Origin of the sequence: Candidatus Manganitrophus morganii, assembly GCA_021651055.1 — a bacterium.
Lineage (GTDB): Bacteria > Nitrospirota > Nitrospiria > SBBL01 > Manganitrophaceae > Manganitrophus > Manganitrophus morganii.
Genome location: JAJHOH010000001.1, coordinates 2,707,952 through 2,729,339, shown reverse-complemented (window position 1 = coordinate 2,729,339; position 21,388 = coordinate 2,707,952). Strand labels below are relative to the sequence as shown.

The window sequence follows — 21,388 nt, the reverse complement described above, 5'->3', positions numbered from 1 at the left end:
GCTCACGCCCGGCTGTCCCACAACAGATCGGCGATCCCCCGCTTTTTGTTCTCGTATCGCGCCATGACGAAGAGCGCATCGGAGAGGCGATTCAGATAGGGGACCGTAAAGGGGCCGACCGCTTCGACCCGCCGGAGGGCGATCACCTCCCGCTCCGCCCGGCGGCAGACGGTCCGGGCGACATGAAGCTGCGCCGCGCCGGGCGTACCGCCCGGAAGAACGAAATTTTCGAGCGGCGTAAGCGCTTCCGAAAGACGGTCCATCAACTCTTCAAGCGCGTCGATGTGGCGCTGCTCGATCTTCGGCACATTCATCTTCACCTTATCTTCTTCCGGAATGCAGAGGTCGGAGCCGAGGTGGAAAAGATCGTTCTGAATCCCGGCCAAGGCCTTCATCAGGACCGTGTCGAGCCCGGCGGCCATGGCGACGCCGATCTGGGAATTGAGCTCATCGACCGTGCCATACGATGAAATCCGCGCGGAGTCCTTCGGGACCCGCCGCCGGCTGCCGAGCCCGGTGCTCCCATCATCTCCGGTTCGCGTGTAGACCTTTGTAATTCGCGGCATCAATGAACTCCTTTCATCATTCCTTGAAAAGCTCTCTGTCCGTCATTCCTGAAATGTTTAATCGGGAATCCAGTTTTATTTAAATCAATGGCTTCTGGATTCCCGTTTTCGCGGGAATGACGGCTTAATCTAAACTGCGCTGATGAAGAGGAGCACCCCCACTTCTACCATCTCCGAGAGCGCCCCGAGCGCGTCCCCCGTCCAGCCGCCGATCCTTGATTCGAGAAATCGATTAAAAACCAAAACCGATAAAAAGACGAGCGATACGGCAATCAATCCGATTCCCTTTGAAATCAGAAACGCGCCCGCGAGAGTCATCAGAGTCGCCCCGGCGCATTGGAACCGGCTGATCCGCCCGATGAAGGGCTGCGCCGTCCCGCTCTCTCTGGCATACCTCCCGAAAAAACTCGCCAGGACCATCGCCCACCGGCTGAGGAGCCCCATCAGGAGAAACGCGGTCAGCCACCCCCTACGAATCATCTCACCAAAGAGAGCATATTTCAAGATCAAGACCACCCCCAAACCGATCATGCCGAACGCGCCGATATGTGGGTCCTTCATCACGGAGAGAATTCGCTCCCGGCCCCCGCCCGCGGCCAGGCCGTCGCAGAGGTCGGCCAATCCATCGAGATGGAGCCCGCCGGTGATCAAAACCAAAGCGAGAAGGAGCAGGGCCGCCGAGAGGACCGGCGTGAGAATCAGTCCCAGGAGTTGGGCGAGCCCCATCAAGAAAACGCCGATCGCCAATCCCACTACCGGGAAAAAGAGGACCGAGCGGCCGAGGTCGCGCTCGGTGGCGATCATTGAATGATGGCATGGGACGATGGTGAGGGTGCCGATCGCGGTGAAGAAGCTTCTCATCGTTTCCGCTCCGGACCGGAGACACCCGCCTCATCGAAGGTCGCCATCTCGGTGAGAATGCGAACGGCGCTCTCGACCAATCCCATTCCCAACGCCGCGCCGGTCCCTTCGCCCAGCCGCATGTTCAAATCCAAGAGTGGAACGAGTCCCAGCTTGTCTAACGCGATCCGGTGGCCCGACTCCGCCGAGCGATGGGCGGCGACGAGATATCCGTTGACCTCCGGCGCAATGGCCACGGCGATCAAGGCCGCGGCGGTGGAGATAAAGCCATCGACGATCACCGGGATTCGATTTGCCGCCGCGCCAAGGAGCAAGCCGACGATTCCGGCGATTTCGTACCCGCCGACCTTGGCGAGAATATCGATCGGATCTTCCGGATTCGGCCGGTTGACCCGAAGCGCCTCCTCGATGACGGTCCGCTTCAAACGGAGCGTCGGCTCGTCGATCCCGGTGCCCCGTCCGGTCACCGCCTCCACCGGCGAGCCGGTCAAGAGGGCTGTGATGGCGCTGCTGGGAGTGGTATTGCCGATTCCCATCTCGCCGGTCCCCAATAGATTCGTGCCGCGACGGGCCTCTTCTTCCGCCAGGTCGCATCCGACGGCGATCGCCGACAGCGCCTGTCTCCGGGACATGGCGCGCCCGAGTCTCATGTTCCGGGTTCCCCGATCGATCTTTCGATCGATCAATCCCGGCAATTTCCCAAAGGGGTGGTCGACCCCGATGTCGATCACGCGGACGTCGGCCCCCGCCTGCTTCGCGAGGACGCTGATCGCGGCCCCGCCGTGAAGGAAGTTGTAAACCATCTGCGCCGTGACCGCCTTGGGATAGACGCTGACCTTCTCCTCCACCACCCCGTGATCGCCGGCGAAGACGCAAATGACTTTCTTCAACGGCGGTGAAGGAATCTTTCCGGTCACCTGGATATACCAGGCCGCCAACTCCTCCAAGCGGCCGAGGCTGCCGAGCGGCTTGGTCAGGCTGTTGAGACGCTTCTGAGCAAGAAGGCGTCCCGATTCTTCCAGCGGCTTAATCCGGCCGATAACTAACTGCAGCTTTTTCATCATGCTTCCTTTTGATGGGGACGGCGATTCCCGCCATCATCCAAAAGACTTCATCGGCCTCGGCGGCCCACCGTTGGTGAAGGAGGCCGGAGAGATCCCGGAAGAGCCGGGAGAGGGAATGATCGGTGGGAACAATTCCCAATCCGACCTCGTTCGAAACGGCAATGATCGAGAAATTGACCGATCGCGCCACGCTGACCAACCGGTCGATCGCGCCGAGGATCTTCTCCTCATCTTCCCCAACGGCCGTCAAAAGGTTGGAAAGCCAAAGGGTCAGGCAGTCGATCACCGCCACACCTTTTCCTTGCATTGACTGGAGCCGATCGGCAAGATGCAGCGGCTCTTCCAGCGTCTTCCAGCCCTCCGGCCGCTCGCGCCGATGCCGCTCGATCCGCCGCGCCATTTCCGCATCGGACGGTCGCGCTGTGGCGATGAAGATCTTCTCTTCACCCAGCGTTTCTCCCCGCTCCAATGCAAACCGGCTTTTGCCGGAGCGGGCGCCGCCGAGAATGAGGATCAGACGATTCACCAAGAAGCTCCCGGCACCAGCCGCGCGAAGAATCGCTTCGAGCGCCCGAACACCTCAGCGAGGAGATGAAAGCCGACGACAAACGCAATATAGAAAAAGGGACGGGCCACATACGGCGGATAATATTCAGCCACCTCTACGGCATACTGTCCGAATCCCATCTCCACAAAATACCCGGAGAAAAAATAGAAGCTGACGTTGGAGATCACAAACGCCAGGCTGGCGCTGGCAAACAGCGCCAGGCCCAACGGGATCAGCGTCCGCCAGACGGGACGATACCAACTTACATACCAGCGACCCGCCCACCAGAGGGCCGCATACGTCGGAATCAGGAAAAGATAGGCCGGCGTGAAGCACCAATCGCTTTGGCCCCCCATGAACGCGGCATAATCGATCAGCGCCGCCTCCGCGAAAAACAGAGAGAAGAAGATCGATCGGAGATAGAACCCGGAAAGAAAGAAGACCGCCAGCGACGCATTGTGGAGTCCCACCACCGATCCGATCGAGGGAAAACGGGTCGCGGCCATGAGGATTGCAAGTGAGAGGAAAATAATCAGAGTAAGCTTTTTATTTTCGAACGTTTTCATGATTTCCTCCCCTCAAAAGGTGACCTTTACGCCGCCGTAGCCGGAGAACCCCGCCGTCGCATAGCCGATGACCTCCTCATACTCCCGATCAAAGAGGTTCTCAACCCGTGCAAAAAGTGAGACGTTCCGGTGAACGGCGTAGGTCCCTGAGAGGTCGACGACGGTATAGTCATCCATCTTTCCAGCAAAATCAGAACGATCTCCCACATATCGAACCTGGAGAATCAGGAGGAGGGGATGAATGGGCCGAACTGAGAGATTTCCTCCCGCTTGATAACGGGGTCGGCGTATCAGCTCGCCGCCATCTTCATCTTCGGTATTCAAGAGGGTGTAATTTGCTGACAGGCTGACGTTTTCTGCCGGCCTTGCCGAGATGTCAAACTCCCATCCGTTCATTCTTGCTTTAGCAAGGTTGATCGGAATACTTCGGACGAAGTCAAAAACGATGAGCTGTTCAATCCGATTCTGAAAATAAGTTGCTCCAACCCGGACCCGCTCGTTCTGAAAGGACTGCTCGACGCCAGCTTCATAACTTCTACTTTTCTCTGGATTCAGATCTTCATTGCCACAGCAGGGGAAAAAGAGATCCACAAGGGTCGGGGCATGAAAGCCGGTGCCGTATGCCGCATGGATCTTGCTTGCTGTCGATTTCACGAGATAGGCTCCTTCGATCTTGTAAGTCGTCTCGTTTCCAAACCGGTCGTTGTCGTCGTACCGAACGCCCAGGTTCAGAATAATGGGGGAAAGACGGAACTGGTTAAAGGCGTAAATGGCGTGATTGGTCAGTGATTCCTCTTCAATACCGCCTCGGCTCTCCCCTTCTTGAAGTTCGTATTCGTAGCCGAGTGTCAGAAGCGCTGCGCGGCCGAGGTCGAGATGATGCCTCCAGTCCACTCGCCGTCCCTGCGCTTCAAACTTATAGTTATTGAAAGATGTAACAGGATCTCTTCCCTCCAGCTCTTCAGTGGTGAAAGAAACCTTCAGCTCCTGCCGCCATCCCTCCAAAAGGGTGGTCAACAGAGCGAGAGAGGTTGCTAGTTTTTTTTCGGCTTGGACAAAGTTTCGAATGTCCGTCGGCGGACTATCCAGATCGCTTTCCGAATCGGTATAACGGCCGGTCCACTCCAAGCGTGTCTGTGACGTCAGGTCGATCCCAAGGCGCGAGGAGAGCGTGGTATTCTCATAGCCGTCATCCTCCCGGCCGCCGGCCGCTCTTGAAAATCCTTGGCTGTCGATCCGGCCGGCCGAAAGAGAATAATCGAACCGTTCCGTCGATCCGCTTACCCCCGCCGTCTCCCGAAAGGTGCGATACGCTCCCGCCTCGAATGAAAGAGAACCGGTCGGAGGACCTTGGCCCTTCTTTGTAAAAATTTGAATGACCCCGCCAACTGCGTCCGATCCGTAGAGGGTGCTCTGTGGACCCCGAATGACCTCGATCCTCTCGATATTCTCGACTGTCAGGTTGGCAAAATCGAAAAATCCTGAGAATGGACTATTGACCTGAACGCCGTCAATCAAAACAAGGGTATGATCCGGGTTCGTCCCACGGATGAAGACCGAGGTCGTTCCGCCAAGCCCCCCGCTTTGGACAACGGCAAGACCCGGCACTTCACGGAGGACTTCCTCGACGGTGGTGAGATGTTTCTCCTCAATTGTCTTCTCGTCGATGAGGGTGACGGAAGCGGCGGTCTCCTTCAACGGAACCTCCGTTTGGGTGGCCGTGACGAAAACCGGTGGAAAGGTGGGAATCTCTTCAGGGGATGTTTCTTCTGCGCCGGATACGTTGGTGCCGACTGCAATCAGAACGAGAAATGAGCAAAACGCAATACGCCATTGGAACGGGGTCATCTTCCTCTCCCTTCGAAAGGTGAAATGTGATCCTGAAAGGCCCGGTCTCCTGGCTGAGGGCAACCTACTCCCACGCCTTCCCGGAGAACATTTATATTCTCCAGTGGCCGTTGTGGTTTCGTTCCCATCACAGTTGCGGGGCAGCAGCGGTTTTGCACCGCTTTCCCGATCAACCCTTCAGGTGATTTGATTTAAATTCTGTCCAAAAAAAATCCCCGCCTTTCGAATGGAAAGGAGGGGATGGAATGAGTCCGCCCCCGTCTTGACCATCGAAGACAGGCAGTGCTTTCCATTCAGGCAGGTCTTCTGGCTCTGGGACGATCTTACTCCCGACCCCTTCCCCCCCGGACATTTTATACGGAGAGTGGTTTGGTCGGTTTCGCGTCCCATGACAGCGGCGGGTCCGCTCCCGATTTACACGGGATTCCCTTTTCAATCCCGACATGACGTCGGGATCACCTGAACGGGTTCTTTATCGAACGGGTAATCTATACCAGGGGGGCGGAACGAAATCAACTAAAAAATAAATCGTGAGCGAAGGATGTAATTTTTTGGAGGTCAATCTTGGACGGAGAGGACAAATTCCTGATTGATGTAAACGACGAATTCCGGTTGGATGAGGGTGAAAAAGCGGACCGGCTGATTCAGATAGTCTTTCATCCGGCAGAATCCTTCGGGAAGATTGACGAAGACATCCCCCTCAATCACTTTTCCCAGGACCATCTTCAAAGAAACGGAATATTTTTTCCCCAACGTCATGAGGTCGTCTTTTTCCATCTGCGCCGGGACCTTCGCCACGACGATATGAGACCGATTGAGCAGGAGGGTTCCCCCCTTCGTCCTCACGGGGATGAACTTTTTCTCCTCGTGCAAAAGATCCCCGACCTTTTGAAGCCCCGCATGGTGCGCCTCATAGAGCCGAAGAAAGACCTCCCCTTCGACCTCGCTCCCGTCGGAGAGCTCGAACAAAACCGGACGGTTCTCTTTTTCGATCTTTCGCTCATCCACGGGGTGCCGCTCCTTGAGGGGCCGCTCCCTGCCCCGGCAAAGGGAAGAGGGCCTTGTTTAACGCGAATTTATGCGCCTCTTCCATCGATACCTTCTTCGAGGCCACCAGCGCCTGAAGGGCCTGATCCATCAGCTGCATCCCTTCGGCTTTTCCCGTTTGGATGACCGAGGGAATCTGGAACGTCTTTGCTTCCCGGATCAGGTTGGAGGTGGCGGTGTTCACCAGCAAAATCTCCAGCGCCGCGCATCGCTTGCCGTCCACCGTCTTCACCAGGTTCTGTGCGACCACCCCTTTGAGCGATTCCGCCAACATCGCCCGGATCTGCTCCTGCTGGTTGGTCGGAAAGACATTGATGATCCGGTCGACCGTCTTGGCGGCGCTGCTCGTATGAAGCGTTCCGAAGACGAGATGCCCGGTTTCGGCCGCCGTAATCGCCAGCTCGATCGTCTCCAGATCGCGCATCTCCCCCACAAGGATAATGTCCGGGTCTTCCCGAAGGGCCGCTCTCAGCGCGGCGGCAAACGATTTTGTATCGCGTCCGACTTCGCGCTGGTTGATCAGGCACCCCTGGCTGGTATGGACAAACTCGATCGGATCTTCCACGGTCAGAATATGCTCTTTTTTGGTCCGATTGATGTAGTCGATGATCGCCGCAAGCGTCGTCGATTTTCCGCTTCCGGTCGCGCCGGTCACCAAAACCAGCCCCTTCTTAAATTGAGCGAATTTTAAAACGGTGGCGGGGAGCCCCAGCTGCTCGACCGTTAGAATTTGGGTGGGAATCATCCGGAAAACAGCGCTCATCCCGAGCCGGCCGAGGAAAATATTGGCTCGGAAGCGGGCCTGCAACTCCGGAACCTCGTAGGCAAAGTCGATGTCGTGCGTCTCTTCAAACTTCCCTTTATGGACATCGCTCATGATTTCGTAGAGAAGCTTCTGGTTTCCTTCGTGGGTCAGTTTTTCGGGGGTGACCGAAACCAAATCTCCCGCCGCCCGCATCATCGGCGGGTTCTGCGGCGAGAGATGAAGATCGGACCCTTTTTTCTCTCTTAACGCCTTGAAGAGGACATCGATTTGAGGCATGTGGACTCCGAATTATTGAGAAGCACGGAAGGAAGTTTACCATAGGATAAAAAATCTGTAAGTCGATGAGAACAATGGATGGATTTGGCCTAGGGAGGGAATCAACGACAGGGAGGGCGGGTTTGAAACCCGCCCCTACTTGCCTTCGATGAGCATCAAATCGGGATCTTCCAAATGTTGAATGACCGTGTTCATGAACCGGGCCGCCTCGGCACCGTAGATCACACGATGATCAAAGGTGAGGGAGAGCGGCAGGATCTTCCGGATCACCATCTCACCCGACCGGGCGACCACTTTGTCCTCGATTTTGCCGAGGCCGAGGATGCCGACCTCGGGATAGTTGATGATCGGCGTGCCGTAAATGCCGCCGATCACCCCATAGTTGGTGAGGGTGAAGGTCCCCCCCTTCAAATCAGAAAGATCGATCATTCGGGAGAAGGCCTTCTCAGTGAGGGACGAGATCTCTTTCGAAAGATCGAGCACGCTTTTCTCATCGGCTCGTTTGATGACGAAGACCATCAGCCCTTCCGGCGTGTCGACCGCAATCCCGATGTTGTAATACTTTTTTAAAATGATCTCTTCTTTCTCTTCGTCCAAGGTCGCATTCAAGTAGGGATATTCTTTAAGGCCGGCGACCACCGCCTTGATGATGAAGGGGAGATAGGTCAGTTTAAAGCCGCGCTCCTCGGCCAGGTTTTTCTTCTTGGAGCGGACCTTTTCGAGCGCGGTCACATCGGCATCGTCGGTGAAGGTGACCGCGGCGACCTTCTGGGACGATTCGCTCACCCGCCGTGCCGCGCTTCGCCGAACCCCTCGAAACGCAATCCGCTCCACCGGACCGAGCGGTCCCGTTTCAGCATGGGGTTGAACCGGCGCGGCTTCCTTTCGGGGCTGAGTGGCCCCCTCGACATCCTCCCGCGTGAGACGCCCGTTGGGGCCGGTTCCCCGCACTTTCGAGAGATCGACCCCCAGCTCCTTCGCCCGCGCCCGGACCGAGGGAATCGCCCGCACTTTAAACTCTTCTTCCTCTTGTCCCAGTCGCCCGACGACCGAGCCGGCATCTTTTCTGGTCTCTTCCTTTATTTCAGCGGTCGGTTTTTTCTCCGTCGTCTTCGCGGCGGGCGCTTCCTCCGTCTCCACCGCCACCAGGACCGCTCCGACCTGGATCACCTCTCCCGGTTTGCCGCGCAGCTCGATCACCTTCCCGGTATAAGGCGAGGGAAGGGTCACGACCGCTTTGTCGGTCTCCACCTCCACCAACGGCTGGTCCTCTTTCACCGAGTCGCCCTGAGAGACGAGCCACTTGACCAGTTCCCCCTCGGCAATCCCTTCACCGACGTCGGGGAATTTAAATTCTTTTCTCATCGATTCGTCCCTGATTTGTTTTTTTAGAAATTACGAGCAAAGTCAGAATCCGACGACCTGTTCAGCCGCTTCAACGATCTGATCGACATCGGGAAGATAATACTTCTCATTCTTAGGAAGGGGAATCGGCGTGTCGAACCCGGTCACACGCGCCACGGGGGCTTCGAGTGAGAGAAGCGCCTCCTCGCAGAGACGGGCGGCAATCTCCGCGCCGAGCCCGCAGGTTTTTGGGGCTTCATGAATGATGACGGCGCGTCCGGTCTTCTCGACCGATCGGATGATCGTCGCGGAATCAAGCGGCGAAAGGGTCCTCAGATCGATCACCTCCGCCTCCACCCCTTTCTCCGCCATCCGGTCGGCCGCCTTCAACGTCGGATGGAGCATCGCCCCCCAGGTGATGAGGGTCAGATCTTTCCCCTCCGTCAACAGCCGCGCCTCGCCAAGCGGGATCGCATATTCTCCTTCAGGGACCTCTTCCTTGATGGCCCGGTAGATCTTGGCCGGCTCCAGGAAAATCACCGGATCGGGATCGCGGATCGCAGAGAGCATCAGCCCCTTCGCCTCCGCCGGGGTCGAGGGGACGACGACTTTTAGGCCGGGGGTATGGACGAAGAAAGCCTCGGTGCTCTCCGAGTGATGCTCCGGCGCATGAATGCCGCCGCCGTAGGGGGTCCGGACGACGATCGGGCAGGTGTAACGGCCGCGGGTCCGGGTCCGAAGACGCGCCGCGTGAGAGATCAGTTGCTCCATCGCCGCATAAAGAAAGCCCATGAACTGGATCTCGACCACCGGAGTAAGACCATACGCCGCCATTCCGATGGCGATGCCGACGATTCCCGATTCGGAAAGCGGGGTGTCGACGACCCGTCGCTCGCCGAATTGATCGATTAATCCCTCCGTGACGCGGAAGACCCCCCCGTCGCGCCCGATGTCCTCTCCCATTAAGATAAGATCGGGATTCCGCTCCATCTCATGACGGAGGGCCTGATTGATCGCTTGAACGACATTCAGCTTGCTCACTCTTTCTCCTTCTTCTGCTGAAGGCGCTTGCGAAGAATCTCTTTCTGACGGATCAGGTCGGGGGTCGGGGTCGCATAGAGAAGATCGAACATCGTCTGCGGATCCTGAGGGGGGACCGCTTCGAATTCATGCACCGCGGCGGCGACCCGCTCCTGCATCTGCCGGCGGAGGGCCTGCTCATCGGCTTCCGACCAACGGTACTCCCGCTCAAGAAATGCGCGAAGTCGAACGAGCGGATCCTTTTTTCTCCAAGTCGCCACCTCTTCCACCTTTCGGTAGCGGGAGGCATCATCGGCGGTGGTGTGATCGCTCAAGCGATAGGTATAACATTCGATCAACGTCGGGCCCTCCCCGCGCCGCGCCTTCTCCAGGGCATTCTTTACGGCGGTGTAGACGGCGAAGACATCATTGCCGTCGACCTGAATTCCTTCGAACCCATAGGCGATCGCCTTCTGCGCCAAGGTCGCCGCAGCGGTCTGGCGGGAAAGCGGAACCGAAATGGCCCAGTGATTGTTCTGGCAGATGAAAACGATCGGAAGGCGAAAGACGCCGGCGAAGTTAAGCCCTTCGTGGAAATCTCCTTTGGAAGTCGCTCCGTCTCCGAAGAAGGCCGCGACCGCGACCGGATCTCCCTTGAATTGCGCCGCCCAGGCAGCGCCGACCGCGTGCGGAATGTGGGTTCCCACCGGGATGGCGATCGGGAAGTCGTGTTGATCTTCGGGGATGGCGCTTCCGCGCTCATCGCCCGACCAGTACTGGTAGATCATCCTCATCGGGAGGCCCCGGAGAATGGAGACACCCGGCTCTCGAAAAGCGGGAAAGATCCAATCGGAAGGACGAAGCGCCGCGGCGCTCCCGACTTGCGCCGCCTCCTGACCTTGGACCGAGGCATACGTGCCGAGGCGTCCCTCGCGCTGAAGGTTCAGCGCCTTCTCGTCGAAGGTGCGGATCAGCACCATCGATTCATAAAAACCTTTGATCTCCTTTTCGTCCAGACCGGGCCAGAGGGCGCGATCGACCTGTCCGGCCTCGTCTAAAATCTGAAGAAATTCGATCTTAAATTGTTGAACGACTTTCTTCGGCATCGGTCTCCCTCAATTTTCGTTTTTATTATAACATATCCATTCGAGCGATTGCTCCGGTTGGGGTCGGGCGGGCTGTTTGTCAAAGAGTGATGTGTTATAATGAGCCTTAGGAAAAAGAGGAACGATTTCATGACTCAAAAAGTGATCATCACCAGCGCCGTTCGCACACCGATCGGGGCCTTTCAAGGGGCGTTTAGCCCCCTCACGGCGCCGCAACTCGGAAGCCGCGCCATCGCCGAGGCGATCTCGCGCGCGGCGCTTCGGCCCGATCAAATGGATGAGGTTCTGATGGGCAACGTCCTCTCCGCCGGACTTGGCCAAGCCCCCGCCCGGCAGGCGGCGCTCGGGGCCGGCCTTCCCGATTCGGTCCCCTGCACGACGATCAACAAAGTCTGCGGCTCGGGACTCAAGGCGGTGATGATCGGCGCCCAGGCGATCGCCCTCGGTGATGCGAGCGTCGTGGTGGCCGGGGGGATGGAGAGCATGACAAATGCCCCCTATCTCTTGGAGCGTGCCCGATCGGGTTATCGTCTCGGTCACGGCACCCTGATCGACAGCATTATCAAAGACGGCCTCTGGGACGTCTACAACAACTTTCACATGGGTTCGGCCGCGGAGCAATGCGCGGAGGAGTATCACCTCAGCCGCGAAGAGTTGGACGACTTTGCACTGGAAAGTTATCGCCGGGCGCAAGAGGCGCAACAGCGGGGCGAGTTCAAAAGAGAGATCATTTCAATTGAGATTGCGGGACGAAAGGGACCGGCGGTCCTTTCAGAAGACGAGGAGCCGAAGCGGGTCGACTTCGACAAATTTCGCAAGCTCAAGCCGGCCTTTGAGAAAGAGGGCCGGATCACGGCGGGAAACGCCTCCTCCCTCAGCGATGGGGCCGCCGCCGTCGTGATGATGTCGGCAGAGCAAGCGCAGCGCCTCGGAGCCCGACCCCGCGCCGAGATTATCGGATACACCACCACGGCGACCGCACCGGCCCGCTTTACCGTGGCCCCGGCCGCGGCCATCACCGCGCTGCTCAAAAAAGTCCGGCTCACCCCTTCCGACATTGACCTCTTCGAGATCAATGAGGCGTTCGCCGCCTCTTCGATTGCGGTGATGCGGGACTTGGAAATCGATTCGAAGAAGATCAATCGACGCGGCGGGGCGATCGCGCTGGGACACCCGATCGGCGCCAGCGGCGCCCGCATTCTCACCACCCTGATCCATCTCTTGGAAGACCTCGATCTCTCCCGCGGCATCGCCTCCCTCTGCATCGGCGGAGGAGAAGCGGTCGCCTTATTGATCGAGCGGCCGTCCAAGACCGAATCAAAAAAATCAAATCAGAAAGGACTGTGAGGTAGACCGATGGAAATCAGCATCATCGGCGTGGTCGGCGCGGGACAGATGGGAAGCGGCATCACCCAGGTTGTCTCCACCGGCGGATACCACGTGCTTCTTTACGACCTTGACGCGAAAGTGTTGGAGGCCGCCGTCGAACGAATTACGGAGGGACTCAACACGGCGGTCAAGCGGGGAAAACTAACGGAGTGGGTTCGGGAAAAAACGCTCAAGAACATCAAGCTGACAACCCGGCTGGAAGACTGCGCCCACTGCCACATGATCATCGAGGCGGCCCCGGAGCGGGAAGAGATCAAGATGGAGACGTTCGAGCTCCTCGATTCGATTTGTCCGAAAGAGGTCGTCTTCGCTACGAACACCTCCTCGATCTCGATCACCCGGCTTGCCTCCGTGACACAGCGGGCCGATAAATTCATCGGCATCCACTTCATGAACCCGGCTGCCATCATTGAATTGGTCGAGATTGTCCGGGGGTGGCAGACCTCCGATGAGACGTTTCTCCAGGCGAAACATTTCGTCGAGAAATTGGGGAAGACGGTCGTCGTCTCGAAAGATTTTCCCGGTTTCATCATCAACCGAATTCTGATGCCGATGATCAACGAAGCGATCTTCGCCGTCATGGAAGGGGTCGGAACACCGCAGGAGATCGATACAGCGATGACGATGGGGGTTCGCCATCCGATGGGCCCGCTCGCGCTCGCCGATCTGATCGGTCTCGACACCTGCCTCGACATCATGGAAGTCCTCTTCACCGAATTCGGCGACAGCAAATACCGCCCGGCCCCCCTCTTGCGCAAATATGTGGAGGCCGGCCTCCTTGGAAAGAAAACCGGACGCGGCTTCTACTACTACAAAACGCAGGAATTGCCCCCGTGAATTTGCATTTCACCGAAGAGCAACAGATGGTCCTGGAAACGATTCGGGGCTTCGCTGAAAAAGAGGTGAAGCCGGTCGCCTCCAAAATGGATGCCGCCTCGGAGTTTCCGCACGCGCTGGTCAAAGCGCTGGGTGAGATGGGATTGATGGGAGCCTTTATCTCGACGGAATACGGCGGCTCCGGGATGGATCTGCTGACCTACATTCTCGCCATGGAGGAGATCTCCAAGGCGTGGGCCTCCCTCGGCGTCATCATGACGGTCAACAACTCGCTCGCCTGCGATCCGATCAACCGGTTCGGAACCAAGGCGCAGAAAGAGAAGTACCTCGTCCCGCTCGCGCAAGGCCGTCTCCTCGGATGTTATGCGTTAACCGAGCCGGGGGCCGGCTCCGACGCCGGAGGGATTGCAACACAGGTGCGGCGGGACGGCGGTCACTACGTTCTCAACGGGACGAAGCTCTTCATCACCAACGGAAAGAATGCCGATGTGGCGATCGTCTACGCGGTAACCGATCCGGCGCGGGGAAAAAAAGGGATCTCGGCCTTCATCGTTGAAAAAGCGTTCTCCGGTTTTGTCGTCGGAAAAATCGAGGACAAGATGGGGCTGCGCGGCTCCGACACCACTGAATTGATCTTCCAGGAGTGCCGCGTGCCGCCTGAAAACCTCCTAGGGGTGGAGAACGAAGGATTCAAGATCGCGCTCGCGACGCTTGACGGCGGGCGCATCGGGATCGCCGCCCAGGCGCTCGGGATCGCGCAGGGCTGTCTCGAAGAATCCCTCGCGTATGCCAAAGAGCGGAAGCAGTTCAACCGGCCGATCGGCGACTTTCAGGCGATTCAAAACATGCTCGCCGACATGAAGACCGAGATCGACGCCGCCCGGCTCCTCACCCACCGGGCCGCCTGGAGCCGTCACCAAGGAAGACCGGTCACGGCGATCGCCGCCGAGGCGAAGCTTTATGCTTCGGAGATGGCGAACCGGGTCGCCTACAAGGCGGTCCAGATCTTCGGCGGCTACGGCTTTATCAAAGATTTTCCGGTCGAGCGATTTTACAGAGATGCCCGGATCACCACCCTGTATGAGGGAACCTCGGAGGTCCAGCGGATGGTGATTGCGCGGCATTTGTTACAATCCATGTAGGGGCGTATTGCAATACGCCCCTACGACAGGCATCTGATGAAGAAAGATCTCTCCAAAAGAGAACGAAAACCGAAGTTCAAAAATCTCTCAGACATTGAGATCGATCGGCTCTATACCGATCGAGCCACCCGCTCCCTTGATCCCAACACCGACCTCGGCCGGCCGGGAGCGTTCCCCTTCACCCGCGGCATCTATCCGACGATGTACCGCGGGCAGCTCTGGACGATGCGGCAGTTCTCCGGCTTCGCCTCCGCCGCCGAGACCAATGAACGCTACCACTATCTTCTGAATCACGGCCAGACCGGCCTGTCTGTTGCGTTCGATCTCCCGACGTTGATGGGATACGACTCCGATCATTCGAAGTCGCTCGGCGAAGTCGGGAAGTGCGGCGTCGCCATCGACACGGTTCATGATATGGAACGGCTCTTCGACGGCATCCCCCTCGACCGGGTCAGCACCTCCATGACGATCAACGCCCCGGCGATCGTCCTCTTTGCCATGTACCTTGCCGTCGCCGAGAAACAAGGGGTCTCCTTTAACCAGCTCCGGGGAACCCTTCAGAACGATATCCTCAAAGAGTACATCGCCCAGAAGGAATGGATCACCTCGCCGGAGCCGTCGCTCAAGTTGATCAACGACACCGTCCGGTTCTGCGTCGAAGAAGCGCCCCTCTTTCACCCGATCAGCATCTCCGGTTATCATATCCGGGAAGCGGGCTCGACGGCGGTGCAGGAGCTCGCCTTCACCCTCTATGACGGTCTCAGCTATGTGGAATCGGCCATCAAATCGGGCTTAAAGATCGACGACTTTGCCCCGCGGCTTTCCTTCTTCTTCAATGCCCACAACGATTTCTTCGAGGAGATCGCGAAATACCGCGCCGCCCGGCGGCTCTGGGCGCGGGAGATGAAGAAGCGGTTTCATCCAAGAGACCCCCGATCAATGGCACTTCGGTTTCACACACAGACCGCCGGCTGCACGCTGACCGCGCAGCAGCCGTACAACAACATCGTTCGGGTGGCGCTGCAAGCGCTGGCCGCCGTGATGGGTGGCACCCAGTCGCTTCATACGAACTCGATGGATGAGACCTACGCCCTCCCGACGCAAGAGGCGGTGAAGATCGCCCTTCGGACGCAGCAGATCATCGCCCACGAGAGCGGCGTCACCGACACCGTCGATCCATTGGCGGGATCGTACTATATCGAGTCGCTGACGAACCGGATGGAGAAAGAGGCGCAGCGCTACTTCAAGAAGCTCGATGGGATGGGGGGGATGGTCCGTGCCATCGAGAAGGGCTTTCCGCAGCGGGAGATCCACCGCGCTGCCGTCGCCTATCAGCAGGAGATCGATCGGAAAGATCGGCTCATCGTCGGCGTGAACGCCTTTATCGAAAAGGAAGAACGCCGGATCGAGATCCTCAAGGTCACGGGGGATGTGGAGCGGCGGCAGGTCGCACGGCTGAAGAAGATCAAGGCAGAGCGCGATCCGAAAAAACTCCAACAGACGTTACAACGGCTTACTTCCGCCGCAGAGGCCGGCGCTTATCTGATGCCGTTGATCCTCGACACCGTGCGGGCCTCCGCCACGGTCGGAGAGATCTCCGACGTATTTAGAAAAGTTTATGGGGAGTACCGCGAGTCGGTCTCGTTTTGATATGAAACTCGGCACCTTTGAAATCCAACCCCTTACCGACGGCACCTTTCGATTGGACGGCGGTGCCATGTTCGGCGTCGTCCCGAAGGTCCTCTGGGAAAAACACCATCCGGCCGACGACCGAAACCGAATTCATCTTGAGCTCGGCGTTCTGCTGATCCGGGCACACGGGATGAACATTCTCGTCGACACCGGAATCGGAAACAAAGGAGACGAGAAGTTTAACGAAATTTACGCCGTGAACCGGACGCCGTCGATTGAGGCGTCGCTCGCGAAACACGGCCTCGCCCCCACAGACATCGCGCTGGTGATCAACACCCATTTCCACTTCGACCATGCCGGCGGGAACACCCGGCGGGACGATCACGGCCACATCCATCCGACCTTTCCGAGGGCGACCTACTTCATCCAAAAGGGAGAGTGGGAGTTCGCCAACACCCCGAACGAGCGGACCCGCGGAAGTTATCTTCTCGAAAACTACGAAGTCCTCCCGAAAGAAGGACGCCTTGATCTTTTGGACGGAAACTCGGAAATTCTGAAGGGGGTTTCCGTCGTCCGGACTCCGGGCCACACCGAACACCACCAATCGATTCTGGTCGAATCAAACGGCGAGAAGGCCCTCTTCATCGGCGATCTCATCCCGACCGCTACGCATCTTCCGCTTCCCTACATCATGGGATACGATCTCTTTCCGTTGACGACGATGGAGACCAAGCGGGAACTGCTGGCGCAGGCGCACGAGGAGCACTGGCTTTTGATTTTCCAGCACGATCCGAAAATTCGAATGGGATATTTAAAGAAGAAAGAAGGCCGATACCAATTGGAGGAGGTCCGGGTTGCCTAGAGCAGTCAAGAACGCCCCCGTAAAATCATCGGATCGAAAGAAGCCGGTCGAACGGCGAAAGCGGGTGCTGCTCGCCAAGATCGGCCTCGACGGCCACGACCGCGGGATCAAAGTCGTCGCGCGCGCCCTGCGCGACGGCGGGAACGAGGTGATCTACCTCGGGCTGCACCACACCCCCGCCGAAATCGTCGCCTCCGCGATTCAGGAGGATGCCGACGCCATCGGCCTCTCGATCCACTCTGCCGCCCACATGACCCTCTTCGAAGAGGTCTTAAAACTTCTCAAAAAAGAAAAGGCCACCGACATCGCCGTCTTCGGCGGCGGCATCATCCCCGACGAAGATATCCGCGACCTCAAAAAACAAGGGATCCGCGAAATCTTCACCCCCGGCACACCGCTGGAAGAGATTGTTCAGTTTGTGAAAAAGTTGAAGAGATAAGGATGTCCGGAAAGAAAGGGCGAAGCAGCGCCTCGTCCCGACGCTCAGCACGATGAATAAACTACCTTTCCTTTCTTCAAAACCTTCTCCAGATGATTTACCCCAAAGAAATAAGGCAACCGTTCATAATGTTCTAAATCGAGAATCAGAATATCCGCCTGTTTCCCAACCTCCAAACTCCCGACGACCTCTCCCATCCCCACTGCATGCGCCGCATTAATGGTCGCCGCCGAAATCGCTTCCGCCGCACTCAACTTGAAATCGCGCACCGCCAGATGAATGATCTCCTGCATCGAAAGGGTGGGTGAAGAGCCGGGATTAAAATCGGTCGCCAGCGCAATCGGCACCCCCGCTTCGATCAAGGCGCGCGCCGGCGGAAGATGTTTCGACATGAGAAAGTGCGACACCCCCGGCAAAAGAACACCGACGGCGCCGCTTTGCGCCAAGAGCGGCATCTCCTCCGGCCGGATGTGATCGAGATGATCGACCGACACCGCCCCGAACTCCGCCGCCAGCCGCACCCCCCCCTGATCGGAAAACTCCCCCGCATGAAGCTTGATCCCAAATCCTTCGCCCTTGGCCGCTTCGAGGATGCGCCGGGTTTGGTCATCATTGAAGGCCCCCTCCTCGCAGAACACATCGCAGAACCGGGCCCGCCCCCGGACGGCCGGGAGCATTTCGATGACCTGATCGACATACGCTTCGGGCCGATCCGAATATTCCTTCGGAATCGTATGCGCCCCCAGGAAGGTCGGGACCGGATCGATCGGGACCCGCTTTTTGAGCTGCTCGATCACCTTCAGGATTTTGACCTCGTTTTTAAGATCAAGGCCATACCCGCTTTTGATCTCCACCGTGGTCGTCCCGCACGCCAGCATCTGTCTCAGAAAATGCTCGGCGGTTTCCGTCAGCGACTTCAGTGACGCGGCGCGGGTCGCCTCCACCGTGCTGAGAATGCCCCCTCCCCGCTGGAGAATTTCAAGATAAGGAACCCCGCGCAGCTTCTCGGCCCACTCCCCCTCCCGGCTCCCGGCAAAAACGGCGTGGGTGTGCGGATCGACGAAGCCGGGCAGGACGACTTTTCCGCAGGCATCGATCTCCCGCCGGGCGCGCCCTTGTCGGCGATACTCCCTCTGCGTGCCAACCCAGGCGATCTTTCCACGGGAGATCCCGACGGCCCCGTTTTGAATCAGACCGAGCTCTATCAACTCTGACCGGCGCCTCGGCTCGCGGCGCTCCCCTGCCAACGTAAGGAGCTCGCCGCAGTTCAAAATCGCGAGATCGAACGCAAACGGCATTGCATTGTCCTTTTCTAAATAAGAGGAACGGATTTACTACTTTGGGATTTTGATCTTTTTCTTTTGTGCGGTCTGTCTGGCCAGATCATAACCGGCGTCGACATGCCGGGCCACGCCAATTCCCGGGTCCACGGTGAGAACCCGCTCCAATCGTTGCGCCCGTCGCTTGGTCCCATCGGCGACGATCACCATGCCGGCATGGAGGGAATTCCCCATCCCAACGCCGCCGCCATGATGAAACGAGACCCACGACGCGCCGGAGATGGCATTCAAAGCGAAATTAAGAAGCGGCCAGTCGCCGACGGCGTCGGAGCCGTCGGCCAGCCCCTCCGTCTCACGATAAGGGGAGGCAACCGACCCGCAGTCGAGGTGGTCCCGCCCGATCACGATCGGACCTTTGACCTCTCCCTTTCGGACCAAATCGTTGATGATCAGACCGAACTTCGCCCGGTCCCCATAGCCGAGCCAGCAGATCCGCGCGGGCAAGCCGGTGAACGGAATTTTTCTTTGCGCCAGATCGACCCATCGTTTGAGCGCCCGGTCTTTCGGAAAGGCCCCCTTCAACGCTCGGTCGATCCGATGGATGTCTTTCGGATCACCGGAAAGGGCGGCCCATCGGAACGGCCCTTTCCCTTCGCAGAAGAGGGGACGAATGTAGGCCGGAACAAACCCCGGATACTTAAACAAGCCGTCGGGATTTTTAACCGGCACACCGGCGGCGGCCGCTTGCGCACGGAGATTGTTGCCGTAATCAACGGCAATCGACCCGGCCGACTGCATTGCCAAGATCGCCTCCACATGGCGAGCAATCGTGTCGAGCGATTTTTGGCGATACGCTTTTGGATCGCGCTCCCGAAGCCGGTCGAGCTCGGCGACATCGCCAATGGGGAGATATGAGAGGAGATCGTGCGCGGGCGTTTGATCGGTGACAATGTCGGGGATTTTCCCCCGCCGGACCAGCTCGGGATAAACCTCCCCGGAATTTCCAACGAGTCCGATCGAGAGCGGCTGGCCGATGCGACAGGCGGTGGCAACCCATTCGAGCGCCTCATCCAACCGATCGGTCATCCGATCGCAATACCCCTCCTTCACCTTCCGCTCGATCCGCTCCGGCCGGACTTCGACGTCGAGGATGACCGCTTCGTTCATCGTCGCCGCCACCGGCTGCGCCCCGCTCATCCCCCCCATCCCGGCGGTCAAGATCCATTTTCCGCAGAGCGACTCGGTTTTAAAAGCCTGTTTGGCGATCGCCGCGAAGGTCTCATAGGTTCCTTGCAGAATCCCCTGCGTGCCGATGTAAATCCAGCTCCCCGCCGTCATCTGCCCATACATCATCAGGCCCATCCGATCGAGCCGATCGAATTCCTCGGCGGTCGCCCAGGCCGGAACGAGGTTGCTGTTGGCCAAAATTACACGGGGCGCCTCCCGATCGGTCTTGGCGACATAAACCGGCCGCCCTGATTGAATGCAGAGGGTCTCGTCCGGCGCCAACGACTTCAGCGCGGCGACAATTCGATGGTATTCTTTCCAGTTCCGCGCCGCCCGGCCCGTCCCGCCATAAACGATGAGGTTTTTCCAATCGACCGCCACCCCCTCGTCGAGGTTGTTCATCAACATCCGGAGCGCCGCTTCGGCATCCCAGGTCTTGCAGCTCCGCCGGGTTCCGATCGGGGCATGGATGGGATCGGGGGGTCGGAGTTCCTCGAACATCGGTCGATTCATTATTCTCTCCGCATAAAACCGATCCCCTTCTTCTCCCTCTTCTCCCGCTTGGCCAGCCCCGCCAAGAAATGAAGGATCAGGGCAGCCGCCAGACGGGCGGTTCGACCCTCCTGATCAAAGATCGGGTTTAATTCCATGATGTCGAAGTAGGCCGTTTTCGGATGAAGACCGGCGAGGGCGGCCGCCAGAAAAACCTCTTCGGGGGTGAACCCGTCCGGGGAGGGGGCCGAGACGCCGGGGGCAAAGGCCTGCGCGACCGAATCGATATCGATTGAGCAAAAAATCTTTTCGGCGCCATGGCCGGCGATCTGAAGGGTCTTCTCGATCACCGCACCGATCCCCTTCCGGCGGGTCTCGGAGAGAGAAAAAATCCGCGCCCTCTTGCCGATCAGATAATCGAAGTGCTCCTTGGCGTTGACCAAGCCGTTCCCGCCGATTTCGATGAAGTGATCGCCGGGAACATTTCCTAAGTTTTCGAGAATATTTCGAAAAGGGGTGCCGCTGGTCGGGATGCCGCTCACCGCCTCCCGAACGTCGAAGTGCGCATCCAGGGTCCATCCGCCGACGGTTCCCTCGGTCCGCCGGGAGAGCGCCCGGACGCCGCCGAACGTTAAATCGTGGCCCCCTCCGAGGACGATCGGGATGGCGCCGAGGTCGATAATCGCCTCCACCGCGGCGGTGAGGCGAAGGTGGGTCTGCTCCACCGATTTCTCGTCCGGAACAAGATCACCGAAATCGGCCAAAGGAAGGGTTGAGAGATCGGCGTCCTGTTCGAAGTTGTAGGCGGTGCCATACCGTTTTAATTGAAGCCGGATCGCCGAAGGCCCCTCGGCGGCGCCGGCGCGACCCCCTCCCTGAACGACGCCGGCGTCCGACGGCGCTCCGAGAAGGCCTGCCACAACCGGTTGCCCCTCGTATGGCGGGAGAAGATGCCGAATTCGGATATCGGCACCACTGACGGGCTTTTCATAGATCTGAATTTTAGCGGGCTGGACGTGCGGAATCTTCATCGTCCATCATTATTACAAATCGACGGTCGGATGGCAAGAAGGGAGG

General features: G+C 58.4%; 20 protein-coding genes and 2 riboswitches. Of the genes, 6 read left to right on the top strand and 14 right to left on the bottom strand.

What is annotated here, in order from left to right:
• Window positions 1–2: 2 nt before the first annotated feature.
• From MCM46_12590 to pdhA, 11 genes are all read right to left on the bottom strand, one after another.
• On the bottom strand, window positions 3–566 hold the full coding sequence (locus MCM46_12590; protein ID MCG3112645.1) for a cob(I)yrinic acid a,c-diamide adenosyltransferase: 564 nt from the start codon (window positions 564–566) through the stop codon (window positions 3–5).
• A gap of 129 nt (window positions 567–695) precedes the next feature.
• On the bottom strand, window positions 696–1,427 hold the full coding sequence (gene cobS, locus MCM46_12585) for an adenosylcobinamide-GDP ribazoletransferase (protein MCG3112644.1): 732 nt from the start codon (window positions 1,425–1,427) through the stop codon (window positions 696–698).
• Window positions 1,424–2,488 (bottom strand): nicotinate-nucleotide--dimethylbenzimidazole phosphoribosyltransferase, encoded by a 1,065-nt coding sequence (cobT, locus tag MCM46_12580; protein MCG3112643.1) that lies wholly within the window; start codon window positions 2,486–2,488, stop codon window positions 1,424–1,426. The genes cobS and cobT overlap by 4 nt, the downstream gene beginning before the upstream one ends.
• Window positions 2,454–3,017: a bifunctional adenosylcobinamide kinase/adenosylcobinamide-phosphate guanylyltransferase gene (gene cobU, locus MCM46_12575; protein ID MCG3112642.1), complete on the bottom strand. Its 564-nt coding sequence runs from the start codon at window positions 3,015–3,017 to the stop codon at window positions 2,454–2,456. The genes cobT and cobU overlap by 35 nt, the downstream gene beginning before the upstream one ends.
• Window positions 3,014–3,604, bottom strand: a complete 591-nt coding sequence (locus MCM46_12570) for a hypothetical protein (GenBank protein ID MCG3112641.1) — start codon at window positions 3,602–3,604, stop codon at window positions 3,014–3,016. Before MCM46_12570 ends, cobU begins: the two co-directional genes overlap by 4 nt.
• A gap of 12 nt (window positions 3,605–3,616) precedes the next feature.
• On the bottom strand, window positions 3,617–5,452 hold the full coding sequence (locus MCM46_12565) for a TonB-dependent receptor (GenBank protein ID MCG3112640.1): 1,836 nt from the start codon (window positions 5,450–5,452) through the stop codon (window positions 3,617–3,619).
• Between the two features lie 21 nt (window positions 5,453–5,473).
• Window positions 5,474–5,656, bottom strand: a riboswitch (cobalamin riboswitch).
• A gap of 74 nt (window positions 5,657–5,730) precedes the next feature.
• Window positions 5,731–5,930, bottom strand: a riboswitch (cobalamin riboswitch).
• A gap of 80 nt (window positions 5,931–6,010) precedes the next feature.
• Complete coding sequence (locus tag MCM46_12560) at window positions 6,011–6,460, bottom strand: hypothetical protein (protein ID MCG3112639.1); 450 nt, start codon at window positions 6,458–6,460, stop codon at window positions 6,011–6,013.
• On the bottom strand, window positions 6,453–7,541 hold the full coding sequence (locus MCM46_12555) for a type IV pilus twitching motility protein PilT (protein MCG3112638.1): 1,089 nt from the start codon (window positions 7,539–7,541) through the stop codon (window positions 6,453–6,455). The genes MCM46_12560 and MCM46_12555 overlap by 8 nt, the downstream gene beginning before the upstream one ends.
• 135 nt (window positions 7,542–7,676) lie before the next feature.
• On the bottom strand, window positions 7,677–8,906 hold the full coding sequence (locus tag MCM46_12550) for a 2-oxo acid dehydrogenase subunit E2 (GenBank protein ID MCG3112637.1): 1,230 nt from the start codon (window positions 8,904–8,906) through the stop codon (window positions 7,677–7,679).
• A gap of 42 nt (window positions 8,907–8,948) precedes the next feature.
• Window positions 8,949–9,926, bottom strand: coding sequence for an alpha-ketoacid dehydrogenase subunit beta (locus MCM46_12545; protein MCG3112636.1), 978 nt, complete (start codon window positions 9,924–9,926; stop codon window positions 8,949–8,951).
• Window positions 9,923–11,011, bottom strand: coding sequence for a pyruvate dehydrogenase (acetyl-transferring) E1 component subunit alpha (gene pdhA, locus MCM46_12540; protein MCG3112635.1), 1,089 nt, complete (start codon window positions 11,009–11,011; stop codon window positions 9,923–9,925). The genes MCM46_12545 and pdhA overlap by 4 nt, the downstream gene beginning before the upstream one ends.
• 129 nt (window positions 11,012–11,140) lie before the next feature.
• On the opposite strand from pdhA, the gene MCM46_12535 reads away from it, so the two are divergent.
• From MCM46_12535 to MCM46_12510, 6 genes are read left to right on the top strand one after another with little or no spacing between them, the layout of a single operon-like run.
• Window positions 11,141–12,358, top strand: coding sequence for a thiolase family protein (locus MCM46_12535; protein MCG3112634.1), 1,218 nt, complete (start codon window positions 11,141–11,143; stop codon window positions 12,356–12,358).
• A 9-nt stretch (window positions 12,359–12,367) separates the two neighbouring features.
• Entirely contained in the window at window positions 12,368–13,237 is an 870-nt protein-coding gene (locus tag MCM46_12530) for a 3-hydroxyacyl-CoA dehydrogenase NAD-binding domain-containing protein (GenBank protein MCG3112633.1), read from the top strand.
• Window positions 13,234–14,379, top strand: a complete 1,146-nt coding sequence (locus MCM46_12525; protein MCG3112632.1) for an acyl-CoA dehydrogenase — start codon at window positions 13,234–13,236, stop codon at window positions 14,377–14,379. Before MCM46_12530 ends, MCM46_12525 begins: the two co-directional genes overlap by 4 nt.
• Before the next feature lie 36 nt (window positions 14,380–14,415).
• Window positions 14,416–16,029 (top strand): methylmalonyl-CoA mutase family protein, encoded by a 1,614-nt coding sequence (locus MCM46_12520; GenBank protein ID MCG3112631.1) that lies wholly within the window; start codon window positions 14,416–14,418, stop codon window positions 16,027–16,029.
• Complete coding sequence (locus tag MCM46_12515) at window positions 15,998–16,873, top strand: MBL fold metallo-hydrolase (GenBank protein ID MCG3112630.1); 876 nt, start codon at window positions 15,998–16,000, stop codon at window positions 16,871–16,873. The genes MCM46_12520 and MCM46_12515 overlap by 32 nt, the downstream gene beginning before the upstream one ends.
• Complete coding sequence (locus MCM46_12510) at window positions 16,866–17,312, top strand: cobalamin B12-binding domain-containing protein (protein ID MCG3112629.1); 447 nt, start codon at window positions 16,866–16,868, stop codon at window positions 17,310–17,312. Before MCM46_12515 ends, MCM46_12510 begins: the two co-directional genes overlap by 8 nt.
• Before the next feature lie 44 nt (window positions 17,313–17,356).
• On the opposite strand, the gene hutI is transcribed toward MCM46_12510, so the two are convergent.
• From hutI to MCM46_12495, 3 genes are read right to left on the bottom strand one after another with little or no spacing between them, the layout of a single operon-like run.
• A complete protein-coding gene (gene hutI / locus MCM46_12505; GenBank protein ID MCG3112628.1) occupies window positions 17,357–18,610 on the bottom strand; it encodes an imidazolonepropionase in 1,254 nt (417 codons plus the stop codon).
• Window positions 18,611–18,646: 36 nt separating this feature from the next.
• Window positions 18,647–20,332 carry a urocanate hydratase gene (gene hutU / locus MCM46_12500; GenBank protein ID MCG3112627.1) on the bottom strand — a complete coding sequence of 562 codons (1,686 nt, stop codon included), beginning with the start codon at window positions 20,330–20,332 and terminating at the stop codon, window positions 18,647–18,649.
• The gene (locus MCM46_12495) at window positions 20,332–21,342 is read right to left on the bottom strand and encodes a formimidoylglutamase (GenBank protein MCG3112626.1); all 1,011 of its coding nucleotides are present in this window, start codon (window positions 21,340–21,342) and stop codon (window positions 20,332–20,334) included. The genes hutU and MCM46_12495 overlap by 1 nt, the downstream gene beginning before the upstream one ends.
• Window positions 21,343–21,388: the final 46 nt, after the last annotated feature.

Bases quoted from the DNA above. Each gene is read 5' to 3' on its own strand.
- MCM46_12590 (MCG3112645.1), bottom strand. From the start codon at position 566: ATGCCGCGAATTACAAAGGTCTACACGCGAACCGGAGATGATGGGAGC.
- cobS (MCG3112644.1), bottom strand. From the start codon at position 1,427: ATGAGAAGCTTCTTCACCGCGATCGGCACCCTCACCATCGTCCCATGC.
- cobT (MCG3112643.1), bottom strand. From the start codon at position 2,488: ATGAAAAAGCTGCAGTTAGTTATCGGCCGGATTAAGCCGCTGGAAGAA.
- MCM46_12570 (MCG3112641.1), bottom strand. From the start codon at position 3,604: ATGAAAACGTTCGAAAATAAAAAGCTTACTCTGATTATTTTCCTCTCA.
- MCM46_12565 (MCG3112640.1), bottom strand. From the start codon at position 5,452: ATGACCCCGTTCCAATGGCGTATTGCGTTTTGCTCATTTCTCGTTCTG.
- MCM46_12555 (MCG3112638.1), bottom strand. From the start codon at position 7,541: ATGCCTCAAATCGATGTCCTCTTCAAGGCGTTAAGAGAGAAAAAAGGG.
- MCM46_12550 (MCG3112637.1), bottom strand. From the start codon at position 8,906: ATGAGAAAAGAATTTAAATTCCCCGACGTCGGTGAAGGGATTGCCGAG.
- pdhA (MCG3112635.1), bottom strand. From the start codon at position 11,011: ATGCCGAAGAAAGTCGTTCAACAATTTAAGATCGAATTTCTTCAGATT.
- MCM46_12535 (MCG3112634.1), top strand. From the start codon at position 11,141: ATGACTCAAAAAGTGATCATCACCAGCGCCGTTCGCACACCGATCGGG.
- MCM46_12530 (MCG3112633.1), top strand. From the start codon at position 12,368: ATGGAAATCAGCATCATCGGCGTGGTCGGCGCGGGACAGATGGGAAGC.
- MCM46_12520 (MCG3112631.1), top strand. From the start codon at position 14,416: ATGAAGAAAGATCTCTCCAAAAGAGAACGAAAACCGAAGTTCAAAAAT.
- MCM46_12515 (MCG3112630.1), top strand. From the start codon at position 15,998: ATGGGGAGTACCGCGAGTCGGTCTCGTTTTGATATGAAACTCGGCACC.
- hutI (MCG3112628.1), bottom strand. From the start codon at position 18,610: ATGCCGTTTGCGTTCGATCTCGCGATTTTGAACTGCGGCGAGCTCCTT.
- hutU (MCG3112627.1), bottom strand. From the start codon at position 20,332: ATGAATCGACCGATGTTCGAGGAACTCCGACCCCCCGATCCCATCCAT.
- MCM46_12495 (MCG3112626.1), bottom strand. From the start codon at position 21,342: ATGAAGATTCCGCACGTCCAGCCCGCTAAAATTCAGATCTATGAAAAG.